13 protein-coding genes, 2 tRNA genes and 1 pseudogene are annotated in these 22,203 nt (G+C 62.9%); 6 read left to right on the top strand and 10 right to left on the bottom strand.

Features of this window, described 5'->3' with window-relative positions; genetic code table 11:
- Positions 1 to 16: 16 nt before the first annotated feature.
- The 4 genes from RMO25_RS07060 to RMO25_RS07045 form a co-directional block, all read right to left on the bottom strand.
- Complete coding sequence (locus RMO25_RS07060) at positions 17 to 9,547, bottom strand: DUF5801 repeats-in-toxin domain-containing protein (protein ID WP_309661895.1); 9,531 nt, start codon at positions 9,545 to 9,547, stop codon at positions 17 to 19.
- 650 nt (positions 9,548 to 10,197) lie between these two features.
- Positions 10,198 to 10,273: transfer RNA gene (locus RMO25_RS07055), tRNA-Glu, on the bottom strand.
- 131 nt (positions 10,274 to 10,404) lie between these two features.
- On the bottom strand, positions 10,405 to 10,692 hold the full coding sequence (locus tag RMO25_RS07050) for a hypothetical protein (protein WP_309661894.1): 288 nt from the start codon (positions 10,690 to 10,692) through the stop codon (positions 10,405 to 10,407).
- A gap of 38 nt (positions 10,693 to 10,730) precedes the next feature.
- Positions 10,731 to 11,240, bottom strand: coding sequence for a DNA-deoxyinosine glycosylase (locus tag RMO25_RS07045; protein WP_309661893.1), 510 nt, complete (start codon positions 11,238 to 11,240; stop codon positions 10,731 to 10,733).
- 39 nt (positions 11,241 to 11,279) lie between these two features.
- On the opposite strand from RMO25_RS07045, the gene RMO25_RS07040 reads away from it, so the two are divergent.
- Entirely contained in the window at positions 11,280 to 12,452 is a 1,173-nt protein-coding gene (locus RMO25_RS07040; protein ID WP_309661892.1) for a glycosyltransferase family 1 protein, read from the top strand.
- A 1-nt stretch (position 12,453) separates the two neighbouring features.
- Here RMO25_RS07040 and RMO25_RS07035 read toward each other — a convergent pair whose 3' ends face one another.
- On the bottom strand, positions 12,454 to 13,086 hold the full coding sequence (locus RMO25_RS07035; protein ID WP_309661891.1) for a PadR family transcriptional regulator: 633 nt from the start codon (positions 13,084 to 13,086) through the stop codon (positions 12,454 to 12,456).
- Positions 13,087 to 13,183: 97 nt separating this feature from the next.
- Between RMO25_RS07035 and RMO25_RS07030 the strand changes: the two genes are divergently transcribed.
- From RMO25_RS07030 to RMO25_RS07015, 4 genes are all read left to right on the top strand, one after another.
- Positions 13,184 to 14,518, top strand: coding sequence for a replication-associated recombination protein A (locus RMO25_RS07030; protein ID WP_309661890.1), 1,335 nt, complete (start codon positions 13,184 to 13,186; stop codon positions 14,516 to 14,518).
- Positions 14,519 to 14,534: 16 nt separating this feature from the next.
- Entirely contained in the window at positions 14,535 to 15,842 is a 1,308-nt protein-coding gene (locus RMO25_RS07025) for a mechanosensitive ion channel (protein WP_309661889.1), read from the top strand.
- Positions 15,843 to 15,922: 80 nt separating this feature from the next.
- On the top strand, positions 15,923 to 16,708 hold the full coding sequence (locus RMO25_RS07020) for a hypothetical protein (RefSeq protein WP_309661888.1): 786 nt from the start codon (positions 15,923 to 15,925) through the stop codon (positions 16,706 to 16,708).
- Between the two features lie 18 nt (positions 16,709 to 16,726).
- A tRNA-Thr gene (locus RMO25_RS07015) sits at positions 16,727 to 16,802 on the top strand.
- 190 nt (positions 16,803 to 16,992) lie between these two features.
- On the opposite strand, the gene RMO25_RS07010 is transcribed toward RMO25_RS07015, so the two are convergent.
- Both RMO25_RS07010 and RMO25_RS07005 read right to left on the bottom strand, forming a co-directional pair.
- Positions 16,993 to 18,180: a threonine synthase gene (locus RMO25_RS07010; protein WP_309661887.1), complete on the bottom strand. Its 1,188-nt coding sequence runs from the start codon at positions 18,178 to 18,180 to the stop codon at positions 16,993 to 16,995.
- Positions 18,181 to 18,188: 8 nt separating this feature from the next.
- Complete coding sequence (locus RMO25_RS07005) at positions 18,189 to 19,076, bottom strand: cation diffusion facilitator family transporter (RefSeq protein ID WP_309661886.1); 888 nt, start codon at positions 19,074 to 19,076, stop codon at positions 18,189 to 18,191.
- Positions 19,077 to 19,220: 144 nt separating this feature from the next.
- Between RMO25_RS07005 and RMO25_RS07000 the strand changes: the two genes are divergently transcribed.
- Positions 19,221 to 21,377, top strand: coding sequence for a TonB-dependent receptor (locus RMO25_RS07000; protein WP_309661885.1), 2,157 nt, complete (start codon positions 19,221 to 19,223; stop codon positions 21,375 to 21,377).
- A 19-nt stretch (positions 21,378 to 21,396) separates the two neighbouring features.
- Here RMO25_RS07000 and RMO25_RS06995 read toward each other — a convergent pair whose 3' ends face one another.
- From RMO25_RS06995 to RMO25_RS06985, 3 genes and pseudogenes are all read right to left on the bottom strand, one after another.
- Positions 21,397 to 21,627 (bottom strand): hypothetical protein, encoded by a 231-nt coding sequence (locus tag RMO25_RS06995; RefSeq protein ID WP_309661884.1) that lies wholly within the window; start codon positions 21,625 to 21,627, stop codon positions 21,397 to 21,399.
- Positions 21,627 to 22,028 (bottom strand): PspC domain-containing protein, encoded by a 402-nt coding sequence (locus RMO25_RS06990; protein ID WP_309661883.1) that lies wholly within the window; start codon positions 22,026 to 22,028, stop codon positions 21,627 to 21,629. Before RMO25_RS06990 ends, RMO25_RS06995 begins: the two co-directional genes overlap by 1 nt.
- 13 nt (positions 22,029 to 22,041) lie before the next feature.
- Positions 22,042 to 22,203, bottom strand: a pseudogene (locus RMO25_RS06985) (phage shock protein PspA); the annotation flags it as partial.

Below are 22,203 nucleotides of genomic sequence, written 5' to 3'. Positions count from 1 at the left end.
GCGTCGTTAAATTTGGTCAGGCTGCGGCCGGTGCCGCGTCCATGTGGAAAGTCATATGTTCCATAGTGAACGCCGCGTGGTCCCCTGTTAAGCCGGCAATACTTGCCATGTCCCAGCCTGAAACGGCGGCAGCTCCGTGACTTGCCAGCGCATCGATCGCCACTTGTGCGCCGGCGTGCGCCTGATTCGCCACGGCGTCGATAACCGCGTCGATATTAGGACCATGGCCACCGCCAGCAAGCGCGTCAAACAGGACGCGGCCTACTTCGCCAGTAGTTTGGGCGTGTGTGTCGACCGCATTGTTATTGGCATGCGCCGCCTCGAGCATTGCCACGGATGGCATTGCCACCGCACCACTGGTGAAGCTGGACTGCGCCGGAGCTGACTGATTGCTGGCTTCGGTGCCTTCGAGAAGTGCCGCCGGGGCCGATGACGCATGGCTGTCGCCAGCCGTCAACGAGTTGGTACCGGCTTCCTGGGCCTCGTGCGTTGTTGATCCGCTTTGTGGCTGAACATCAACCGCCTCGTGCGTTTCACCGGAAAGCGCGGTGCGGGCAGCATCGGAGCTCTCCGCGGCCGGGCCTTGTTCGTTTACGCTGGCGCCTGCGGCCGCTGTGACCGCGAAAGCTAGCTGGTGTCCGGCCGGAGCATCATGCGCCGCAGCCGCCACACTGGCACCGAGACCCGCCGCCGCAATCGCTCCCAACAGGACGCTGTTGTTGTTGGCGGCGGTTGCGGTCCGCAGGTCGGCATTCGCAACCGATCCAGTCTGGAAGATCGCGTCGGCAAGCGCGCCGGTTGATCCGTCGGCCTTGGTATAGCTTCCGGTGCCAGCGACTGTGACGTCGCCGTTCGCGGCCGTGTAGCTAATGCCGTCGGAGCTCAGCGAGATGCTGGTGATGCCAAGCGCCGTCAGCGACTGCACTTCGCCAGCGTCGGCGACACCGTTGCTATTCGCATCCTGCCACACCGCAAACTTGGCGAAGTCCGCATCGTTCGCGTCAAGCGTCGAGCCGTATTGGGCCGCAAGCGACTGAAGATCGGTCAGGCCATTGGCGCCAAACACAAACTCGGATCCGCCGTCGACCGAGCCATTGAGATTGGCGTCCCTGACAAGAATGCCATCGTCCGGTGCTGCCCAAGCGGTGGCCACCAGGCCATGTCCGTAGTCGTAATGCACGCCCGCATCGGTCGCTAGGAAGTGCACCCCGTCGCCGTTGAGGTCGAGCACCACCGGAGCAGCCGGCGCGAACGGAACAAGGCCCGTCGCGATGTGGATGCTGAACGCGCCAGCTGAAGTCGTGTCACCGTCACCGTCAGTGAGCGTCACCGTGGCGGGGATCGTCACGTTGAGGTTGGTGCTCTGTACTCCAACCGACGTAAGATCGACCTTGCCGCTTCCAAGTCCGCTCGCGAACATTTCGATGTCGGCAATGAATTTGCCAGCGTCCGCCGTAAACTTCCAGGTGCCGTCATCGATATCGGTCCCCGGAATATGTCCGGAGTCGAACGTACCGTCGGTGTAGTGGACGACATAAGAGATGTCGTCGCCGGCTCCCGTGGTGTAGCCGATCAGATCGAATGTTGCCGTGCTGATGTCGGGCAGCGTCACGCCCGCCGCGGGAACGTATCCACCGGCCCCGTCGGGGTCGCGTAGCGGTTGGGAGCCGAAGTCCCAGACGAACATCTCGTCAGTGCCGTTGAAGTTGTTGTTGTCGATACCCCAGCCAGACGTCGAGCCGTTGACGCCGGCCGTGACGAAATTCGTGGTTGGTCCGGCGCTGCCGGTCGACAGCCAGGTGGCCTCGTTGAAGGTGCCGCCCATGTGATAGCCGGAGATCACCGCGAGATGCTGCGTTCCAGCCACATTATCGAGAACCTGGCCCTGTGACGTCGGTCCCGCGCCGAACGACGAGGAGCCGCCGATCGCCGTTTCCGTGACCGTCGGGTCCAGCGGCGTGACCAGGTCGAACACATATTGGCCTGAAGTGCCGAGCGCAGGGTTCACGGTGATCGTGAACACGACAGTCGTATCACCCGCGTCCCATCCTGCAGGACCGATGTCCTGATAGGCGGTGAGAACACTACCGACCTGATGGGTGACCAAGCTGTGCCCGCCCGAAAGGAGGCCGGTCACGTTCGCCGTGATCGTCATCGTCGAACCGGCGCCATCGGCACCCGGCGCAAAGTGCAGCGTTCCAACCGCCGGCGTTGTCGCCGCGTTGTTGTCGGTCTGCTGGCTCTGGACCACACCGAGTGTCGGACCATCGTCGAGGAACGACAGGTTCTGGCCGATGTTGGCCGTCGCGGAAGTGTGGTCGCCGTCCTTGTCGGTAACCGTCGCGGTCAGCGTGACGAGGTTGTCGGCCGACAGCGTTGCTGCCTCACTCGTATCCGGGTTGGACGAAGTGGTGTGAACCACCGCGCGGATCTGATCGAGTGTGACGTCGCCCGCCGCATTGACGCTGACGGTGAACGCCAGGGCGCCTGCGGCATTGGTCAAATGGCCTTCGACCACATTGCCGTTGAGAACGAGCACGATCGGCTGACCCGTCAACGTATCGACGAGCCCGCTGGCCGCAAGCGGCGCACTGATGCCAAGAGCGTAAGTGACCGCGCCAGCGCCGTCGGCCCCGAACGCGCTGGTGAAGACGCCGGCGAAGCTGGCCGTCGCATTGGTTGCAAGGACCGTTTCGTCGACTGTCAGCACCGGCTGCGTCGACGAAGCCGAGATGCTCGGGCCATCATCGAGGAAATTGAGGTTCTGACCAATGTTCAGGGCCGCACTGACGTGATCGCCGTCCCTGTCGGTGACCGTCGCGGTCAGCACGACGAGGTTGTCAGCGCTAAGGCTGACGCTGTCGTTCGGATTGTTCGCATCGGGATGCGAAACCGCCCGGATCTGGTCGAGTGTAACATTGCCTGAGGCGTCGACGGTGACCGTGAACGCCAGGGCGCCACCGGTCGTCGCGACATGGCCTTCGATCACGCCCGCATTGTTGACGAGCACGATCGCCGAGCCGCTCAGGACATCGATCAGGCCGCTGGCAACGCCATTGCCGCCCGTGACGGTGAGCGCATAGGTCACCGTGCCGGCGCCATCGGCGCCAAAGGCACTGGTGAAGGCGGTCGCGAAAGCCGCCGTGGCGTTGGTCGCCAGGGTGGTTTCGTCAACCGTGAGCGTGTTTTCCGAGCCGGACAGGCTGATCGACGGGCCGTCATCGAGGAAGATGAGGTTGGTGCCGATGTTGGCCGTCGCCGCCTGGTGATCGCCGTCCCTGTCGGTAACCGTGGCGGTCAGGGTGACGAGGGTGTCGGCGCTCAGCGTGACGCTGTCGTTCGAATTGTTCGTATCGGGATGCGAAACCGCCCGGATCTGGTCGAGTGTAACGTCGCCAGCAGCATTGACGCTGACGGTGAACGCCAGGGCTCCGCCCGCGGTCGCGACATGGCCTTCAACGACATTGCCGTTGAGGACCAGCACGATGGCCGAGCCGGTGGCGACGTCGATCAGGCCGCTGTTGGCGCCCGGCGCACTGATGCCAAGAGCGTAGGTAACCGTTCCGGCGCCGTCGGCCCCGAATGCACTGGTAAACACGCCCGAGAAGCTGGCCGTGGCGTTGGTCGCGAGATTGGTCTCGTCGACGGTCAGGTTCGGCTGCGTCGACGAAGCCGAGATGCTCGGGCCATCATCGAGGAAATTGAGGTTCTGACCAATGTTCAAGGCCGCACTGACGTGATCGCCGTCCCTGTCGGTGACCGTCGCGGTCAGCACGACGAGGTTGTCGGCGCTAAGGCTGACGCTGTCGTTGGCGTTGTTGGCGTCAGGATGTTGGACCGCCCGGATCTGGTCGAGCGTGACGTTACCCGAGGCATCGACGGTGACCGTGAACGCCAGGACACCACCGGTGCTGGCGACGTGGCCTTCGATCACACCCGCGTTGTTGACGAGGACGATCGCCGAACCAGTGGCGACATCGATGAGGCCGCTGGCGACGCCGTTGCCGCCAGTGACGGTGAGCGCATAGGTCACCGTGCCGGCGCCATCGGCGCCGAAGGCGCTGGTGAAGGCGGTCGCGAAAGCCGCCGTGGCGTTGGTCGCCAGGTTGGTTTCGTCAACCGTGAGCGTGTTTTCCGATCCGGACAGGCTGATCGACGGACCATCATCGAGGAACACCAGGTTGGTGCCGATGTTCGCGGTGGCGCTGGTGTGATCGCCGTCCTTGTCGGTGACCGTAGCGGTCAAAGTGACGAGGGTGTCGGCACTGAGCGTGACGCTGTCGTTCGAATTGTTCGTATCGGGATGCGAAACCGCCCGGATCTGGTCGAGCGTGACGTCGCCAGCGGCATTGACGCTGACGGTGAACGCCAGGGCTCCGCCCGCGGTCGCGACGTGGCCTTCAACGACGTTGCCGTTAAGGACCAGCACGATCGCCGAACCAGTAGCGACGTCGATCAAGCCGCTGTTGGCGCTCGGAGCACTGATGCCGAGCGCATAAGTGACCGTCCCGGCGCCATCGGCACCGAATGAGCTGGTGAACACACCCGCGAAGGCCGCCGTCGCGTTGGTCGCGAGATTGGTCTCGTCGACCGTCAGGTTCGGCTGGGTCGAAGATGCCGAGATGCTCGGACCGTCATCGAGGAAGATGAGGTTCGTGCCGATGTTGGCAGTCGCCGCCTGATGATCGCCATCCTTGTCGGTGACCGTCGCGGTCAAAGTGACGAGGGTGTCGGCGCTCAGCGTAACGCTGTCGTTCGGGTTGTTGGCATCTGGGTGCGAAAGCGCCCGGATCTGGTCAAGCGTGACATTGCCCGACGCATCAACCGTGACGGTGAACGCCAGGGCGCCAGCGGCGGTGCCGACGTGACCTTCGATCACTCCCGCATTGTTGACAAGCACGATGGCCGAACCAGTGGCAACATCGATCAAGCCGCTGTTGGCGCTCGGCGCACTGATGTCGAGAGCGTAAGTGACTGCGCCGGCACCGTCGGCCCCGAACGCACTGGTAAATACGCCGGCGAAGCTGGCCGTTGCATTGGTCGCAAGGTTGGTCTCGTCGACGGTCAGGTTTGGCTGGGTTGAAGATGCGCTGATCGAAGGACCATCGTCCTGAAACACCAGGTTCTGGCCGATGTTGGCCGTCGCGCTTGCGCTGTCGCCGTCCTTGTCAGTGATGGTTTGGGTCAAAGTGACCAAATTGTCCGCCGACGGCGTGACACTGTCGTTCGGGTTGTTGGCATCCGGGTGCGAAAGCGCCCGGATCTGGTCGAGCGTGACATCGCCAGCAGCATTGACGCTGACGGTGAACGCCAGGGCTCCGCCTGCGGTCGCGACGTGGCCTTCAACGACATTGCCGTTGAGGACCAGCACGATGGCCGAGCCGGTGGCGACGTCGATCAGGCCGCTGTTGGCGCCCGGCGCACTGATGCCGAGCGTGTAAATGACCGAATTCGACAGCGCCGGGCCGTCGGCACCGAACGAGTCGGTGAAGACGCCCGAGAAGCTGGCCGTTGCGTTGGTCGCGAGATTGGTCTCGTCGACCGTCAGGTTCGGCTGCGTGCCAGAAGCCGAAACCGTCGGCGTATCGTCGTCGACGCTGATATTGATCGTGCCGTTGGCTGTATCGAGATCGACGTCCGACACCGTATAATTGATGGTGAAGGCCTGGTTGTTTTCGTCGCCACCCGCAGCATGCAAGATCGGCGCATTCTGGACAACGCTGTAGGCGCCGGTCGTGCTGTTGACGGTCACCGTCAATACCGTGACGCCGCCCTGCTGGACGAGCACGATGCCTGCCCCGCCCGAGATGTAGGTGAAGCCGACCGGAGCGCCGGTGAGCGCCACGCCGAAGGTCAGCGCGCCATCGCCGCCCGAACCCGGGAGCGTGCCGGTCGCGTTGACCGAGTTCGGATCGTCGCCGATACCGCCGGCATTGCCGCCAGCCAGCGCGTCGTCGTCAAGACCGACCGTGACGCTTCCGGCAGTCGGCGCGGCGTCGGAGATATTGATGGTCAGCGTTGCCGTCGCGGTATCGCCGTCCCCGTCCTGATATGTGTAGGTAAACGTCTCGCTGACGTTACCGGCGCCGCCGCTGGCGCGGGTGTACGTATAGTTGCCGTTGGCATCCATCGACAGCGTGCCATATGTGCCGACGACGACGTAGCCGCCCGCGGGATTGGTGTCGCTGTTGCTAGTTCCGTTGCTGACCAGACCCGAGATGCTACCGAAGCCGTCGGCGCCAGGGTTGTCGGCGTTGGCCGCGCCTTCATTCGTTCCTACGCCGGTGATCACATTGCCGCTCGCGGTCGTGCCGCCCGACGCAACATCATCGGAATCGTTGTTTGCTGACGGACCATCGTCCTGGAACACCAGGTTCTGCCCAATGTTTGCGGTCGCGCTGGTGTGATCGCCGTCCTTGTCGGTGACCGTCGCGGTCAACGTGACGAGGTTGTCGGCACTAAGTGTCGCGCTCTCGCTCGTGTCCGGATTTGACGAAGTCGTATGAACCACCGCGCGGATCTGGTCGAGCGTGACGTCGCCCGCGGCGTTGACGCTAACGGTAAAGGCGAGCGCGCCCGCTACGGTGCCGACGTGGCCTTCGACCACGGTGCCGTTCTGGACCAGCACGATATTCTGGCCCGTCGCTGTGTCGACAAGACCGCTATTGGCACCCGGCGCACTGATTCCCAGCGCATAAGTGACGGTGCCGGCGCCGTCCGCGCCGAACGAGCTGGTGAACACACCGGCGAAGTTCGTCGTCGCGTTTGTTGCAAGCACAGTCTCGTCGACCGTCAGGCTCGGCTCCTCTCCGCCAGCCGAAATGCTCGGACCGTCATCCAGGAAGTTGAGATTCTGACCGATGTTCGCGGTTGCAGTCGCGCTGTCACCGTCCTTATCGGTGATCGTTGCGACGACAGAGATGAGATTGTCGGCGCCAAGCGTAACGCTGTCGTTCGGGTTGCTGGCATCGGGATGCTGAACGGCGCGGATCTGGTCGAGCGTGACATCGCCCGCAGCGTTGATGCTAACGGTGAACGCGAGAGCACCGCCGGCGGTCGCGACATGGCCTTCGACAACGCCGCCGTTGAGAACCAGCACGATGGCCGATCCGGTGGCGACGTCGATGAGGCCGCTGTTCGCGCCGGGTGCACTGATGTTGAGGCCATAAGTGATCGTACCGGCGCCATCGGCACCAAAGGCGCTCGTGAACACGCTGGCAAAGCTCGCCGTCGCGTTAGCCGCGAGGTTGGTCTCGTCGACCGTCAGGCTCGGCTGAGTCTCAGACGGGCTGATCGACGGCCCATCGTCGAGGAAGTTGAGGTTCGTGCCGATATTGAGCGTTGAACTAGCCGTATCGCCATCGAAATCGTGAGCGGTGGCGGTCAGCGTAACGAGATTGTCCGCCGACAGCGTGACGCTGTCGTTGGGATTGGTCCCGTCGGGATGCTGCACGGCGCGGATCTGGTCGAGAGTGACGTCGCCAGCGGCATTGACGCTGACGGTGAAGGCGAGCGCGCCGGCGGCTGTGCCAACGTGACCTTCGACAACCGCCCCGTTCTGGACGAGGACGATGGCCGAACCGGTAGCAACATCAACAAGGCCGCTGTTGGCGCCCGGAGCGCTGATACCAAGGCCGTAAGTGATTGAGTTCGCTGCCGGGCCATCGGCGCCAAAGCTGGCGCTGAAATTCGCGGCAAAGCTGGCGGTCGCGTTGGTGCCAAGGTTTGTCTCGTCAACCGTCAGCGTTGGCTCGCCGCGATCAGCCTGGCCAATCGAGGGACCATCATCGACGAAGTGCAAGTTGGCGCCGATGCCAACGCTCGCCGTACCAGTAACCGAATCGCCGTCTCTGTCGACCGCCGTTTCACTGCGCGTGAGGGTAATCGAGCCGTCGGCCATGCTGATGCTTTGATCGGTGAACGGAGCACCCGTCGGGGACGGATCGGTGTTGGTATGGTCGATCTGGCTGAACTGGGTCAGGGTGACAACGCCAGTCGCATTGACGCTGACCGTGAACACGGTGTTCGCGGCAGTGATTCCGCCTGCGGTGGCCGAAGTCGAGCCGACGATCGTGCCGCCGACGCTATAGAGAACGATGGCAACTCCGCCTTGCGTCAAGCCTGACACGCCCGTGGTGGCCAAGGAATAGCCGCTGCTGCTGCCCACGCCGGGGCCGTCGGCACCGTACGAAACGGTTGTACCACTGAACACACCGCCAAAATTGGCTGACGTGCTAACGCTTTCGCTATTCGCTCCAATCGTTGCCGCATCGTGCGTCGTCAGGCTGACTTCGGCGTCCGAACCCGCAATGACCGCGACGGTCGGTGTGTCGTCATCGACGTTGATGTTGATCGTCCCGGGGGCACTATCGCCATCGGAATCGGTAACAGTGTAGTTGATCGTGAAGGCTGCGTTGTTTTCATCGCCGCCAGATGCATGCAGGATCGGCGCATTCTGAGTGACCGAATAGGCGCCCGTAGCCGGATTGACGGTGACCGTCAGAACCGTAACGGTGATGGCACCCTGGACCTGTTGCACCAGGATCGAACCATTTGGCCCGTCAACGTAACTAAAGCCTGCGGGCGCGCCGCCGCTCAGAAGGTCAAAAGTCAAGGCGCCATCGCCGCCTGAACCAGGGAGGAAGCCGGTCGGGTTGACGCTGTCCGCGTCGTCGCCGATCCCACCGGGATTGCCGCCCTGCAGAGCGTCGTCGTCAAGTTGAACGCTGACCGTGCCAGCATCCGGCGTTCGGTTGACAAGCTGGCCAACGTCATGGAATTCAGGCGGCGTATAAACCAGTTCCGTCGGCGGAATCAGGTCGCCGAGAGGCACGCCCGGATCGAGCGGCGGAACGGGAACGTCGAAATTGCCGCCGCTGCTCTGCGGAATCCCGGCCGCGGGCTGCGGTTCTGCGTCGATCAAAAGCGCCGCAAGGTTGGTCGCGGGAACTTCAACGCCGTTGAGCACCAGTTGGGGCACGAACACGGCGCCGTCGATGATGATCATCTGGGTGCCATCAGGCATGTCGATGACGAGGTTGCGGCCGACCACATGGACGTCGGAAAGCTCAACGCCGGGTGGCAGCGTGACAACTCCGTCGGGTCCAGGAATGATCTGTTGGGCGTTGGCGTCGATCTTCTGCGGATCCTTGCCAATCTCGATCGTCAGAGTCGCGGCATCGCGCGCGCCTGCATTGTCGGCGAGAGTGTAGCGGAACACGTCGCGAGCGCCGTTCGGCGTGGCGACGTTCGGCGTATATTTATAATTGCCGTGGGTATCCATCGTCAGGTCGCCGAAGCGGCCGCCGACGTGCATGTTGCCACCATCGGACGTGGCGCTGCCGGTGGCGCCCTCAAGCGCGACAATCTTGCCAGTGCCATCAGGGACCACATCAGCGCCGGCCAAGCCGGTGATGGTGCCCGCCCCCGTGATGGTGTTGCCCGTTGCCGGACCATGGCTGCCAGCTGGCAGAACGTCCGCATCATCACGCGCGTCGGGATTTCCCGACACCGCACTGAAAGAGCCTGAAGCATCGTCGTATCGCATAACCCACCCCTATTTAACCGCCGTGCGGCTCGCCGCTTCAGCTGTTGCCAAGACCGCCGCTTCCCGTCCGATCCGCATAATGGGACTGGTTAACAATCGAGAATCGGCGCCTCGCGTTGTTCAACACAAGACACCGAGTTTGGAATTTAGCAAGCTTGCGACTCTATAGCCGGTGCGTTTTGACCAGCATTACAGAATCGTGACTAAACTATACTGTGGTTAACGAGCCTAGTAATAGCTATTATACGACAAGCAAATCTTACCAAGAGACATAGGGTATCTAGAGTTTATTCGGCCATTCCTTAACGACCTGCCAGTATTAACGTCGCTATTGTATCGGTGTTTGCTGACTCATTGAGAAGGCGCGATTTACCAACTGCGGTTACCGGATGGTTAACACTTACCTAATAGCGGCATTTTTGCATTCTTCGGACACCCGTCCAAAGTGTTGGTGATCCACGAAAAAACTGCTCGGAGCCGTCCCGGAATGGGACTTAGACGCGGTTCGAAGCCGGTCTGGCCGGTCGCGACTCGGGCAAGCGAGTCGGATTGCGGACTTTTGAGCGTCCCGAGTCGCGATCAACCGGATTTGGCCCATTCTAGAACAACGATGGCTGTTCAAATCCGGCCAGATTTGCACGCTTGCAAGCTGGTGACCCCTACGGGACTCGAACCCGTGTTTTCGCCGTGAGAGGGCGACGTCCTGGACCGCTAGACGAAGGGGCCTCGCGCTGGAGAACGGGTCATATGTGGGCTCGACACAGCCTAGTCAATCAATCCAGCTTCAGCCGCCCAAAACCCCTTACGCCGGTCGGATTTTGCCATCCCTAAAGCGAGGCGAGTGGATCAAATGCGGACTAGCTGCGCTCGCTCAAGAACCGCATCAATTCGGCGAGCGTCGACTCCATCTGGTCTTGCATCTGGCTAACCAGTTCATTCTCGCGCATGCCGAGATGGTCGAGCGGCTTGGAATAGCTGTCGGAGAAGGCCTTCAGGTCGTCCTTGTCGAGAATCCCGTGGGCGACCAGCTTGGCGATGATCACCAGCAGTCCGTTGGTGTTGGCGATGGTGCCGGCAACCAGCGCCTCGTCGACCATCGACAACCGCGTGTTGGCGTCGGCTTCCTCTTCATCGGTTGGATTCATGATGCCCATGTTGGCGAGGTCGCCACGCGGGGCAAGCCCTAAGCGACGAATTGAGCGAGGACCGCCCAGACGCGCGCTTTTTCCGCGAAAAGTAGGGTATTGGCCGCGCTCGACGACGGCAAATCAATCAAGCGCAGTCGCTCATGGACACCAACAAGCCTCCGGCCTGTGGCGGCAGCAGTCGCCCCATTGAACGCCAGCGCCCTCAATTCGGGGAATTTATGCCGAAGCCGTTCGACCTGATTGTGGGCTGGCGACCGAATCGCCTGGTCGAGGCTGCCGCGGCGGCTGGCCGAGGCAATCACGTCCCACAGGCCGATCCGCCGGTCGGCCAGGCGGCGCAGTCGCTCTTCATACGATAGAACATCGAGATCTTCGCCAACCGCCGATCCCACCAGTCGCCAGAACTGATTGGTCGGATGGGCATAATAGCGTTGTGCCGAGAGCGAAACATCGCCGGGCAAACTGCCGAGGATAAACAAGGTTGCATCGGCGCGAGCGACCGGTGGTAGTCCAATTTTAGCGCTTTCGGTTCGTTCACCGCCCATAGTTTGCCTTTGCTGCCACCGCCGTTAAGGGCATGGCCGGTGCAACCCAGTAACCTTCGCATTGCCCTGTTCTCGGGCAATTACAATTATGTGCGCGACGGCGCCAACCAGGCATTGAATCGCCTGGTCGATTTTCTCTTGCGGCAAGGGGTCCAAGTCCGCATTTATTCGCCAACGGTGGCCAATCCAGCGTTCGAGCCCACCGGCAACCTCGTCAGCGTTCCATCCGTAGCGATCCCCGGCAGGCCCGAATATCGGATCCCGATCACACTGCCCGCACGCGTCCGTCGTGATCTCGCGGAGTTCGCCCCGAACGTCGTCCACATTTCCAGCCCGGACATTGTCGCCCACCGCGCGATCAGCTGGGCACGCCGGCGCAATATCACCGCCATCGCGTCGATCCACACGCGCTTCGAAACCTATTTGGCCTATTACCGCCTGGAAATGCTCGAGCCGCTCGTACGCGCGATCATGCGGCGGCTCTATCGGCGTTGCGACGCGATCGTCGCGCCGGCGGAGTCAACGGCCGCCGTGCTGCGGGCACAGCGTATGAATCGCGACATTTCAATCTGGTCGCGCGGCGTCGATCGCGATCAATTCCACCCCGGGCGGCGCGATATGGCGTGGCGACGGGGCCTGGGCATCGACGACGATGCTATGGTTGTCGGCTTCCTTGGTCGGCTGGTCATGGAGAAGGGCCTCGATCAATTTGCCGACGCGATCGATTTGCTGGCGTCGCGCAACGTCAAATATCGGGTGCTCGTAATCGGCGATGGTCCCGCTCGTGAGTGGTTCGGGCAACGTCTGCCCGACGCGGTCTTCATCGGCCAGCAAGTCGGCCCCGACCTCGCCCGTGGCCTCGCCAGCAGCGATGTCCTGTTGAACCCCTCCATTACCGAGGCCTTCGGCAACGTCACATTGGAAGCGATGGCCTGCGGTCTACCGGTCGTGGCGGCAGATGCCACAGGAGCGACCAATCTCGTCCGCAACCGCGAGACCGGCATATTGGTCGACCCGTTCGATGCGGACGGGTTTGCTGACGCTCTCGAGACCTATGCCCGAGACCCGGAGCTTCGCGCTCGCCATGGCGAAACCGGGCTGAAATTCGCCCGGACCATGGACTGGGACCAAATCAACTCGGCAGTCTTAAAAATGTACCTGCGGGTGACCGAGAAACGCGCCAGGCTCGCCCGGTTCACCCGCCGGTCCTAGCTCATTTAATCCGTTCGATGCGTTGCGCAGCGTCGTCGAGAATCGCGGCGATTTCGTGCAACAAATTGTCGTCGAGACCGTCGCGGCCGACGCGATGGCTAAGCGCGGTCATGAGGTTCTTGACCGCGCGTCCGATCGCCGGTCCGCTGGCACTGCTCTCGCGTGGCGCGAACTCGGCCAGTCGCTCGAACAGCGCTTCGACTTCGGCCGCATTCTCTTCGAGATGCTTGCGACCTTCATCTGTTACCTGGAACGGTTTGCGCGGCCCTTTCTCCTTGGCTTCCTCGATCAAGCCCATGTCCTGGAGCAAGGTCAGGGTCGGGTAAATGACACCGGGGCTCGGCGCATATTCGCCGCCAGTCAGCTCCTCGATCGCGCGGATCAAATCGTATCCATGGCGTGGCTCGTCGGCAATCAGCTTGAGCAACACCAGGCGAAGTTCGCCGGATTCGAACATGCGGCGACGGCCACGGCGGCCGCGTCCCCGACCGGATTCATCGTCGCCGAAATCAAAATGGAACGGCCCCCAATTGCCTCCCCAGCCGCGTCCGCCGCGCATGGCGAACAAACCCTCGGGGATATTGAACGCAAATTCTCCACGTGGCCCGCAGCCGCGCCCTTGTCTGTGACCCATGCGTTTTCTCCTGTAAGATGTGTCTAAGATATATCTTAGTTACATCGGTATCAAGAGGTCCGTGCATTTTCATGTCCGGCGATTATGAGCATCCGCGATGGCCGACCTGTTCGCTGACCAAGTTACCGCGCAGCAGCCCGACGCGAACGCCCCCGATGCGCCGCTCGCCGATCGATTGCGGCCCCGGAACCTGGGCGAAGTCGTCGGCCAGGAACATCTGACCGGCCCGGATGGGGCCATTGGCCGCATGGTTATGGTTGGCAAACTGTCGTCGATGATCCTGTGGGGGCCGCCCGGCACCGGCAAGACAACCATCGCGCGGCTGCTCGCCGATGCCGTCGGCATGCGCTTCGTCGCCATTTCCGCGGTGTTCTCCGGCGTCGCCGACCTGAAAAAGGTCTTCGCCGAGGCGCGCCAGATGACCAAAGCCGACCAGCGCACCTTGCTCTTCGTCGATGAAATTCACCGCTTCAATCGCGCCCAGCAGGACGGCTTCCTGCCGTTTGTCGAAGACGGAACCGTCACCCTCGTTGGCGCGACCACCGAGAACCCCAGCTTTGAGCTTAACGCGGCGTTGCTGTCACGTTGCCAGGTCCTGATCCTGCGGCGGCTTGACCACCAGGCGCTGGAGACGTTGATCGAGCGCTCCGAGAGCGAGATCGGCCGCTCGCTACCGGTGACCAATGAAGCGCGATCCGCTTTGATCGCCAGCGCTGACGGCGACGGCCGATTCTTGCTCAACCAAGCCGAAACCCTGTTCGACATCGACCTCGACGGCCCGCTCGATCCCGCTGCGCTCTCGGCGCTGTTGCATCGCCGGGTGGCGGTCTACGACAAGGATCGCGAAGGTCATTACAACCTCATCTCGGCGCTCCACAAAAGCCTGCGCGGATCGGACCCGCAGTCGGCACTTTATTACCTGGCGCGGATGCTCGTCGCCGGGGAAGAGCCGCTTTATGTCCTGCGGCGCCTGGTGCGCTTTGCCTCCGAGGACGTCGGTCTCGCCGACCCCCACGCACTGGTGCAGTGCCTCGCGGCCAAGGATGCCTACGACTTTCTGGGCTCGCCCGAGGGCGAGTTGGCGATCGTCCAAGCCTGCCTCTACCTCGCCACCGCGCCCAAATCGAATGCCGCTTATGTCGCGCAGAAAACCGCGTGGCGGAGCGCCCGTGACACCGGCTCGCTGATGCCGCCGGCGCATATCCTCAACGCCCCGACCAAGCTGATGAAGGACATCGGCTACGGCCAAGGCTATGCCTACGATCACGATGACGATGAAGCGTTTTCAGGGGCCGCTTACTGGCCGGACGAGATGGAACCCCAAACCTATTACCAGCCGACCAACCGCGGCTTTGAAGCCAAAGTCGCCGAACGCATTGCATATTGGGAAGAGATGCGGCTGAAGCGAGCCGAGGATAATCAGAACCTTTAACCAGCGGAGCCAATCCATGTACACCAGCGACGCACCCGCCGCTTACTGGCGCGACCAATTGTTTCTCTGGGGACCCAAGGTCCTGCTGGCGATCCTGATCCTGGTCGTCACCCACTTCATCGCCAAGGCGATCCAGTGGGCGGTCGCGCGCGGCGTCGACAAGGTGCCGATCCTCAAACGCCATCCGCAGGCGGGCGGCAATTCAGTCGGGATCGAGCTTGGCCGTCTCGCATACTGGCTGGTGTGGCTGGTCGGGCTGATCGCCGCGCTCCAGCCGCTCGGCCTGTCGCAGGTCGTCACGCCGGTCACTTTGCTGACCAACGAAGTCTTTGCCTTCATCCCCCATTTGCTGGGCGCGGTCCTGATCTTCTTCGCCGGGCTGATCCTGGGCAGAATCGTCGGACACATCATCGAGGCCGCGCTCGGTGCACTGAACCTCGAGCGGCTCGCGAGCCGCGCCGGGCTCAAGCTTGGTGAAACCCCGGTTGCGGTCGATACGGCGGGCAATGCCACCGACGGCGCCGCCCCGGCGCGCAGCACCATCGCCCGGGCGGTTGGGATGACGGTCAGCGCGATCATCATCATCTTCGGGGCGATTGCGGCCCTTCAAGCGCTCGGCATCAGCGCGATCGCCGATCCCGCTATCGCGATGCTGCAAACCATCGCGCTGGCGATCCCGCGCGTGTTCGCGGCGCTGGTCTGGCTGGCGATCGCCTTCCTCATCGGCCGTTGGGTGAAGACGTTGATCGAGACCGTGTTGCCAAGCCTGCGCTTCGACGACAGCGTGCGCGCGCTCGGCATCATGCCCGCGAACTCCAATCCGTCGCGAGTGGTCGGCGCTATCGCCATGACCGCAATCCTGCTCGCCGCCGCGATCGAGGCGGCGCGGCAGCTGGGCGGCGACAGCGTTGCAGCCTTGCTGTTCCAGATCCCCGCGCTTGGCGGCAAAGTGATTTTCGGCACCGTCATCATCGTTGCCGGGCTGTTCCTCGCCCGCATGCTCGCATCTTTGGTCGGTAGTTCGACCGGGGAAGCAGGCTACGCCCAGGCCATCGTCAAATATGCGATCATCGCCTTGTTCACCGCCATCGGGCTGACCTTCATGGGTCTGGCCGACCAGATCGTAATGATGGCCTTCGGTCTCATTCTCGGCTCGGCCGCGATCGCCACCGCCTTGGCGTTCGGATTGGGTGGGCGCGATGCCGCCGCGCGCATCCTCGAGGAATGGGCGGAAAAGCAAGGTCCGCCGGCCCGCCTGCCGCCACCACGGCTGCGCAAGCCGGCGCCGCCCGAGCCGGACGACGCCCAACCGCCCCTGGTGTGAGGATATTCGAGAACTTCGCGGTCGTTGATTGGTCGGGCGAAGCAGTCGCGCGTCCAAAGGGTCTAGCGGTGGCACATGCCGTGTCGGACAGTCGGGCACCGGTCATCCTGCGGCCCAGCGGCGGATGGTCGCGGCCAGCATTGCTCGATTGGATCAAGCGGCTGGCGGACGCCAAGGCCGACATATTGGTGGGCCTGGATCTTTCTCCGGCGCTGCCCTTCGCGGATCATGGATCTTACTTCCCTGGCTGGTGCGACTCTCCCGCCGATGCGCGAGAGTTGTGGTCGATGGTCGATCGTCTCGCCGTCCAAGACGACCATTTATCAGCGACCTCGTTTCTTGCTGGCAGCGAGATTGCCCGACACTTCCGCCAGTTGAACAATTGCGGCGACCGCTTTGGAGCCGGCCGGGGTCGCTTGCGAGTTTGCGAACATGGTCAGGCCGCGATGGGCTTGTCGCCGCAAAGCTGCTTCAATCTGGTCGGTGCCGCACAAGTCGGCAAGTCGAGCCTGACCGGAATGCGGGTGCTGCATCGATTGACGGGGAGCGTCCCAATCTGGCCGTTCGATCCGATCCCGAAGAAAGGACCGGTGCTGGTCGAAATCTATACTTCGATCGCCGCTCGCGCAGCTGGCATCCGGAAAGGCCGAAGCAAGGTCCGCGATGCCCAGTCGCTCGATCAAGTTCTCAACGCCTTGAAAAGCGAAAAGCACGTTTTACTCAAAAGTTATGATGATCACTCGACGGACGCGATCTTGACCACGGCATGGCTCCGCGGAGCTGCTCAGGATGAGATGCTTTGGGCTCCAGCCGGACTGACTGCGGAAATCACCCGAACCGAAGGCTGGACGTTCGGCGTGCTTTGAACCAAATGCGGCGACGTTGCCGGATTAGCTCAGTTGGTAGAGCAGCGGTTTTGTAAACCGAAGGTCGCGGGTTCGACTCCTGCATCCGGCACCACGAGCAATCGAGCGTTTCGCATTCCACTTATCCACAGCTTTTCGCGCGTGGCCGATATATTTACGCCGAGGCGCTGGAACAAATGTGACGAGAGTCCGTTTTATTCCCGTGCTTCAAATCTTCGGAGGCGAAGCATGGAACCCCGGCAACTTCGGTTGTCGGGGTTTACCGCATCTGGGAATCGGGCGGTCTAAAGATCGGCCGGATTCGCGCCTGCCAACTCCAACTTTCGCGAGCAATCGGAAAGCGGATATTTGTTGCCGTTGGCGCAATTGAACAGCAGCACGGTTTCGCCTCGCGCGACTAATCCCCGCTCCAACGCCGAGCGCCAGCCAGCGACCACCGCCCCGCCTTCCGGGCACAGCAGCATGCCGTCGTTCCGGGCGACATCCTCGACCGCCTGCAGGATTGCCCCTTCCTCCACCGCCAAGGCTGCTCCGCCGCTGTCCCGCACCGCGCGTAAAATCAGGAAATCGCCAACCGCTTTGGGCACGCGAATGCCGGTCGCGACCGTCGCCGCACCCTCCCAGCGCGCGGCGAATTCCTCGCCGGCTTCAAAGGCGCGCACCATCGGCGCGCAGCCGGCGGCCTGGATCGCAAACATCCGCGGCCGCTCGGGGCCGATCAGCCCGACCGCTTCCAGTTCGTCGAACGCCTTCCACATGCCAATGAGGCCAGTACCGCCGCCGGTCGGGTAGAAGATCGCGTCGGGGAGCTTCCAGCCAAGCTGCTCAGCCAGCTCGAACCCCATCACCTTCTTGCCCTCGAGGCGGTAGGGCTCTTTCAGCGTCGAACAGTCGAACCACAGCCCCGCCGCCGCGCCCTTGCCGACCAAGGCACCGCACTCGTCGATCTGCCCATCGGCGACATAGACTTTGGCGCCATAGGCCGCGGTTTCGCGCACGTTGATCTCGGGCGTTTCGGCCGGGCAGATCACGACCGTCTCAATCCCCGCCCGCGCGCCATAAGCGGCGAGCGCGGCGCCGGCGTTGCCGTTGGTCGGGATGGCGATGCGAGTAATGCCAAAATGGCGGGCCATCGTCACGGCGACCGCCATCCCGCGCGCCTTGAACGATCCGGTCGGCAGCCGGCCTTCATCCTTGACCAGCAAATTGGGGGCGGTGCCGGCGAGCGCCAGGATCGGTGTTTCGGGCTCGCCGAGGCTGACCGGCTCAACCCCATCGGGCATGGGTAACAGCTCGCGCCATTTCCACATGGTCGGCGGTCGCGCCGCTAGACTTTCGCGGGTCAGCGTCCGCTTTGCGGCCTCGAAATCGTAGCGCACCAGCAGCGGCTTGCCGGCGCGGCTGAGGTTGTGAACCCGGCCCGCGTCAAACCGTTCCCTGGTGAGCGAACATTCGAGATGGGTGACGAACATCGCGGCGCCTAGCAGTTGCTGTCGCGGGCATCGCTCAGTTCAACCTGAATCGTGCAATGCTGGATATGAAAACGATCGTGCAACAGCGTTCTGGCGCGCGCCAGCAACTCATCGCTGCTCCGTTCAGGCACGACGAGATGCGCCGTCAGCGCGGTTTCGGTCGTGCTCAGCGGCCAGACATGGAGATGATGCACCCCCACCACCCCCTCGAGCTGCTCCAACGCAGCCTCGACTTCGTCGACGTCGATCCCGCTCGGTACGCCCGCCAGCGACATCCACACCGATTCCTTAAGCAGCCCGAAGCTGCTCCAGAAGATGACCACCGCAACGGCCAGGCTCATGGCCGGATCAACCCATTGCTGGCCGGTCTTGAGGATAACGAATCCTGCGATGACGACCGCCGCTGAAACTCCGGCATCGGCTGCCATGTGCAGGAAGGCGCCGCGGATATTGATGTCCCGCGACGCGCCGCGCGCGAACAACCATGCAGTGACGCCATTCACGACAATTCCGATCGCCGCGACGATCATCACCGTGCCCCCGGCGGTGGGCGCGGGATGGAACAGTCGCCGCACGGCTTCCGCGACGATCGCCCCGATCGCGACCAGCAAGAACAACGCATTGACCAGCGCCGCGAGGATCGACGCCTTTTTGAGGCCGTAGGTGAAGCGCGGCGACGGCGAGGCTCGCGCCATGGTCAAGCCTGCCCAGGCGACGATCAGGCCCAGCACGTCGGAAAGATTGTGACCGGCATCGGCGACCAGCGCCATCGACCCTGCCAGGAAGCCGAAGATGGTTTCGGCGACGACAAAGCCCAAATTGAGCGCGATCCCGAATGCGAACGCGCGGCCGAAATTACTCGGCGCATAATGATCGTGGGCGTGGCCGGCGGACATTCGCGCGGCCCTAACGATCGAGGGACGCCAAGACAAACCTCCGCCGGTCGAAAGGAGCAGTCGCTTTGCCTGATCAACTATTGTGACAATATAACATCTGGCCTAATCGTGCCGAAATTCCCGTAAGCTCAGTCCGGAGTTCCAATGAAGCGCAGCGTCCTCTCCTTGGCAGCAATCGCTGCCGGCCTTCCCTATGCTGCCGCTCATTCCGAAGCGGTAGTCGCCGACAGCGGTACAAGCGTGCTCACCGCTGAGACGTCGGTCGCCGTGGTCGAACCCACTCCCGGTTCGGCCAAGGACGCCCACCCCGACCCGGACCAGGCAATCGTCGTCACCGGCATTCGCCGCGCGGCGGGCGATGTGCTGGGCGGCGTCTCGGTTCTGGACGAGGAAGAACTTGCCCACGACTTGAAGCCGAGCCTCGGCGATACGCTCGCCGACCTGCCCGGCGTGAGCGCGTCGAGCTTCGGGCCCAGTGCCTCCCGCCCGATCCTGCGCGGACTTTCCGGCGAGCGCGTCGGCGTCCTCACCGACGGCATTGGCGCGCTCGACCTATCGTCGTCCGACCCCGACCATGCGGTCGCCATCAATCCCCTCACGGCGGAACGGATCGAAGTGCTGCGCGGCCCAGGCGCACTGTTGTTCGGTTCCTCGGCGATTGGCGGCGTGGTCAACGTCATCGATACGCGCATTCCACGAAAAGTGCCGGACAAAGCGGTCGCGGTTGATGCTTTTGCCGCCTACGGCACGGCCGCCCACGAGCGGTCGGCCAGCGCCTCGGTCGACGTGCCGCTCGGTCGCCATTTCGTCGCCCATGCCGACGGCGCATATTCGAAGTACGACGACCTCCATATCGGCGGACATGTGCTTTCGGAGCCGCTCCGCGAGCAGGCTTTGGCGAGCCCCGACCCGGCCATCCGGGCGCTGGCCGCCCTCAAAGACAAGCTTCCCAATACCGCCGGGCGCAGCGGCGACCTTGCGGCTGGGATTGCCTATGTCGATGGCGATACCAACATCGGCATTTCCATCGGCCAGCATAGCTTCCGCTATGGCGTGCCGATCCGTTTCTCGTTGGATCCGAGCATCGAACCCGAGCAGCCGACGCTCGACGGGCGCCAGACCCGCGGCGACGTGCGTGCCAATGTGCCGATCGGAGGCCTGCTCAAGGCTTTCGAGTTTCGCGGCGGAATTGCAAAATACCATCACGACGAACTCCAACCGACCGGTGCGGTCACCTCGAGCTTTTTCAGCAAGGGCGGCGAAATGCGCGCGGATGTCGTCCAGAGCGAGCGCGGAGGTTGGGGCGGCACGACCGGGATCCAGTATCTCGAGCAGAACGCGCACATCCGCGGCGAGGAGAAATACCTGCCCGATAGCCGCCGCCGCAATCTCGGCCTGTTTACATTACAGACCCTGGCTCGCGGCCCAGTTCGCTTTGAAGGGGGCGCACGGATCGAGTTCGCGCGGCTCCATGCCGATGCCGACGCGCAAATTGCAGCCAACGGTGGGCCGATCGGGCTGGCGCCGCTCGATCGCAGCTTCACCACCGTCTCTGGCTCGGCCGGCGCCAACTATCTGGTCGGTGCGGATTGGCGCGTCGGCCTTTCGCTTTCGCACAGCGAACGGTCCCCGGCGATCGACGAGCTTTTTTCCAACGGCCCGCACGGCGGCAGCCAGCAATTCCTGATCGGCAATCCCGACCTCAAATCGGAAAAAAGCAACGGGATCGAGCTGAGCGTCCACCGGTCGACCGGGCCCATTCATGTTCAGGGGAGCATATATTACAGCCGCTTTTCCAATTTCATCTTTCAGGCATCCACCGGAACCGTCATGGGCAGGTTGCCGATCTATGAATATCGCCAGAGCAAGGCCGCATATTACGGCTTCGAAGTAGAGAGCGACGCCAAGTTTGGGCACGCGCTGGGCATCGACTGGGGCGGAGAAGTGGTCGCGGACGCCGTTCGCGCGAAAATCAGGAATTTCGGTCCGGCTCCGGAAATCCCACCCTTCCGGGTCCTGGCTGGTCTGACCGGCTCGCGCGGCCAGATCGACGGCCGGGTAGAGGTCGAAAGAGTGAGCTCGCAGCGCCGCGTGGCGCCAAATGAGACCTCGACTCGCGGCTATACGACGGTCGGCGCGTCGTTGGACTGGCACCCTTTTGCGGAAAATCCTGAGCTCACTCTGTCGCTGCAAGCGAACAATCTGTTTGACGTTGACGCCCGGCGCCACGCCAGCGACCTCAAGGATTATGCGCCACTTGCCGGGCGCGATATTCGCCTGACGACGCGGGTGCGGTTTTAGTCATTCTTCGGAAACGGGATCAGATGTCGATCCCGGCGGCGATGGCTTCCAGTTTGCGCACCCGTTCGCGCAGGTCGGCAATCTCGATCCGTCCGGTCGCCGGCGGCAGTGCCTGTTCGGCAATCCCGTGGGTCAGTTCGAACCGCTTGAGGTCGAGCCAGCCTTGCCACCCCTTGAGCGCCGCCAGGCTCGCCAGTCCAAGCGCCACCAGGATGCTCGCGCCCAGCAGGCCGATTGAAAGAAGGTTCATCACTTCTCCTCCCGCAGCGCGTCGATTTCCCGCGCCAGCTCATGGTTGGGGGTTGCCAGATGATCGTCGATAGCCATCAGCCGGCGATCAGTTGCGTCGAGTTCGGTGCGCATCGCGTGCACCGTCGGCTTGCGCGTCACGACCTGGTCCATGCGATCGAAATCGCTCAACCGGGTCTCGCCGGTCACCGTGCGTTTTTTCTGGATGGCGAGATAGATGCCGGCGATCGCGTAGGCGATCAGCGCCGTGGTGAAGTCGACCGGGGTCAGCAGCGGCACCGCCACCCAAGCGATGCGGATGAAGGTCGGGTCGATCCCCCACTTCGCGCCAAGGGTCGAACAGACCCCGGCAATTTTCGCGTCCTTGCGATCGAGCGAATATGGATAAATTTTGCGGCTCATCGTCCCCTGCCCCTTAGTTTAGCCGCGTCTTGAGCGCGGCTTTCATAGCTTCCAATTCGGCGTCGACCTTTTTGCCGGCTTTCAACTCTGCAATCTCTTCCTCAAGGCTTTTGGGGCCGGTCATGCCGAGCGCGTCGGCCCGGCCTTCGGCGAAGTCGGCGCGGCGCTCGAGCAG

The organism is Sphingomonas sp. (assembly GCF_031361285.1).
GTDB lineage: Bacteria > Pseudomonadota > Alphaproteobacteria > Sphingomonadales > Sphingomonadaceae > Sphingomicrobium.
Note: the sequence above shows the minus strand (reverse complement) of the source record. Positions and strands in the feature narration are given on the sequence as shown.

Excerpts from the sequence above, each read along its gene's own strand:
- RMO25_RS07000 (WP_309661885.1), top strand. The coding sequence starts at position 19,221 with ATGAAGCGCAGCGTCCTCTCCTTGGCAGCAATCGCTGCCGGCCTTCCC.
- RMO25_RS07035 (WP_309661891.1), bottom strand. The coding sequence starts at position 13,086 with ATGGGTCACAGACAAGGGCGCGGCTGCGGGCCACGTGGAGAATTTGCG.
- RMO25_RS07025 (WP_309661889.1), top strand. The coding sequence starts at position 14,535 with ATGTACACCAGCGACGCACCCGCCGCTTACTGGCGCGACCAATTGTTT.
- RMO25_RS06995 (WP_309661884.1), bottom strand. The coding sequence starts at position 21,627 with ATGAACCTTCTTTCAATCGGCCTGCTGGGCGCGAGCATCCTGGTGGCG.
- RMO25_RS07010 (WP_309661887.1), bottom strand. The coding sequence starts at position 18,180 with ATGTTCGTCACCCATCTCGAATGTTCGCTCACCAGGGAACGGTTTGAC.
- RMO25_RS07060 (WP_309661895.1), bottom strand. The coding sequence starts at position 9,547 with ATGCGATACGACGATGCTTCAGGCTCTTTCAGTGCGGTGTCGGGAAAT.
- RMO25_RS07045 (WP_309661893.1), bottom strand. The coding sequence starts at position 11,240 with ATGGGCGGTGAACGAACCGAAAGCGCTAAAATTGGACTACCACCGGTC.
- RMO25_RS06990 (WP_309661883.1), bottom strand. The coding sequence starts at position 22,028 with ATGAGCCGCAAAATTTATCCATATTCGCTCGATCGCAAGGACGCGAAA.
- RMO25_RS07005 (WP_309661886.1), bottom strand. The coding sequence starts at position 19,076 with ATGTCCGCCGGCCACGCCCACGATCATTATGCGCCGAGTAATTTCGGC.
- RMO25_RS07030 (WP_309661890.1), top strand. The coding sequence starts at position 13,184 with ATGGCCGACCTGTTCGCTGACCAAGTTACCGCGCAGCAGCCCGACGCG.
- RMO25_RS07050 (WP_309661894.1), bottom strand. The coding sequence starts at position 10,692 with ATGAATCCAACCGATGAAGAGGAAGCCGACGCCAACACGCGGTTGTCG.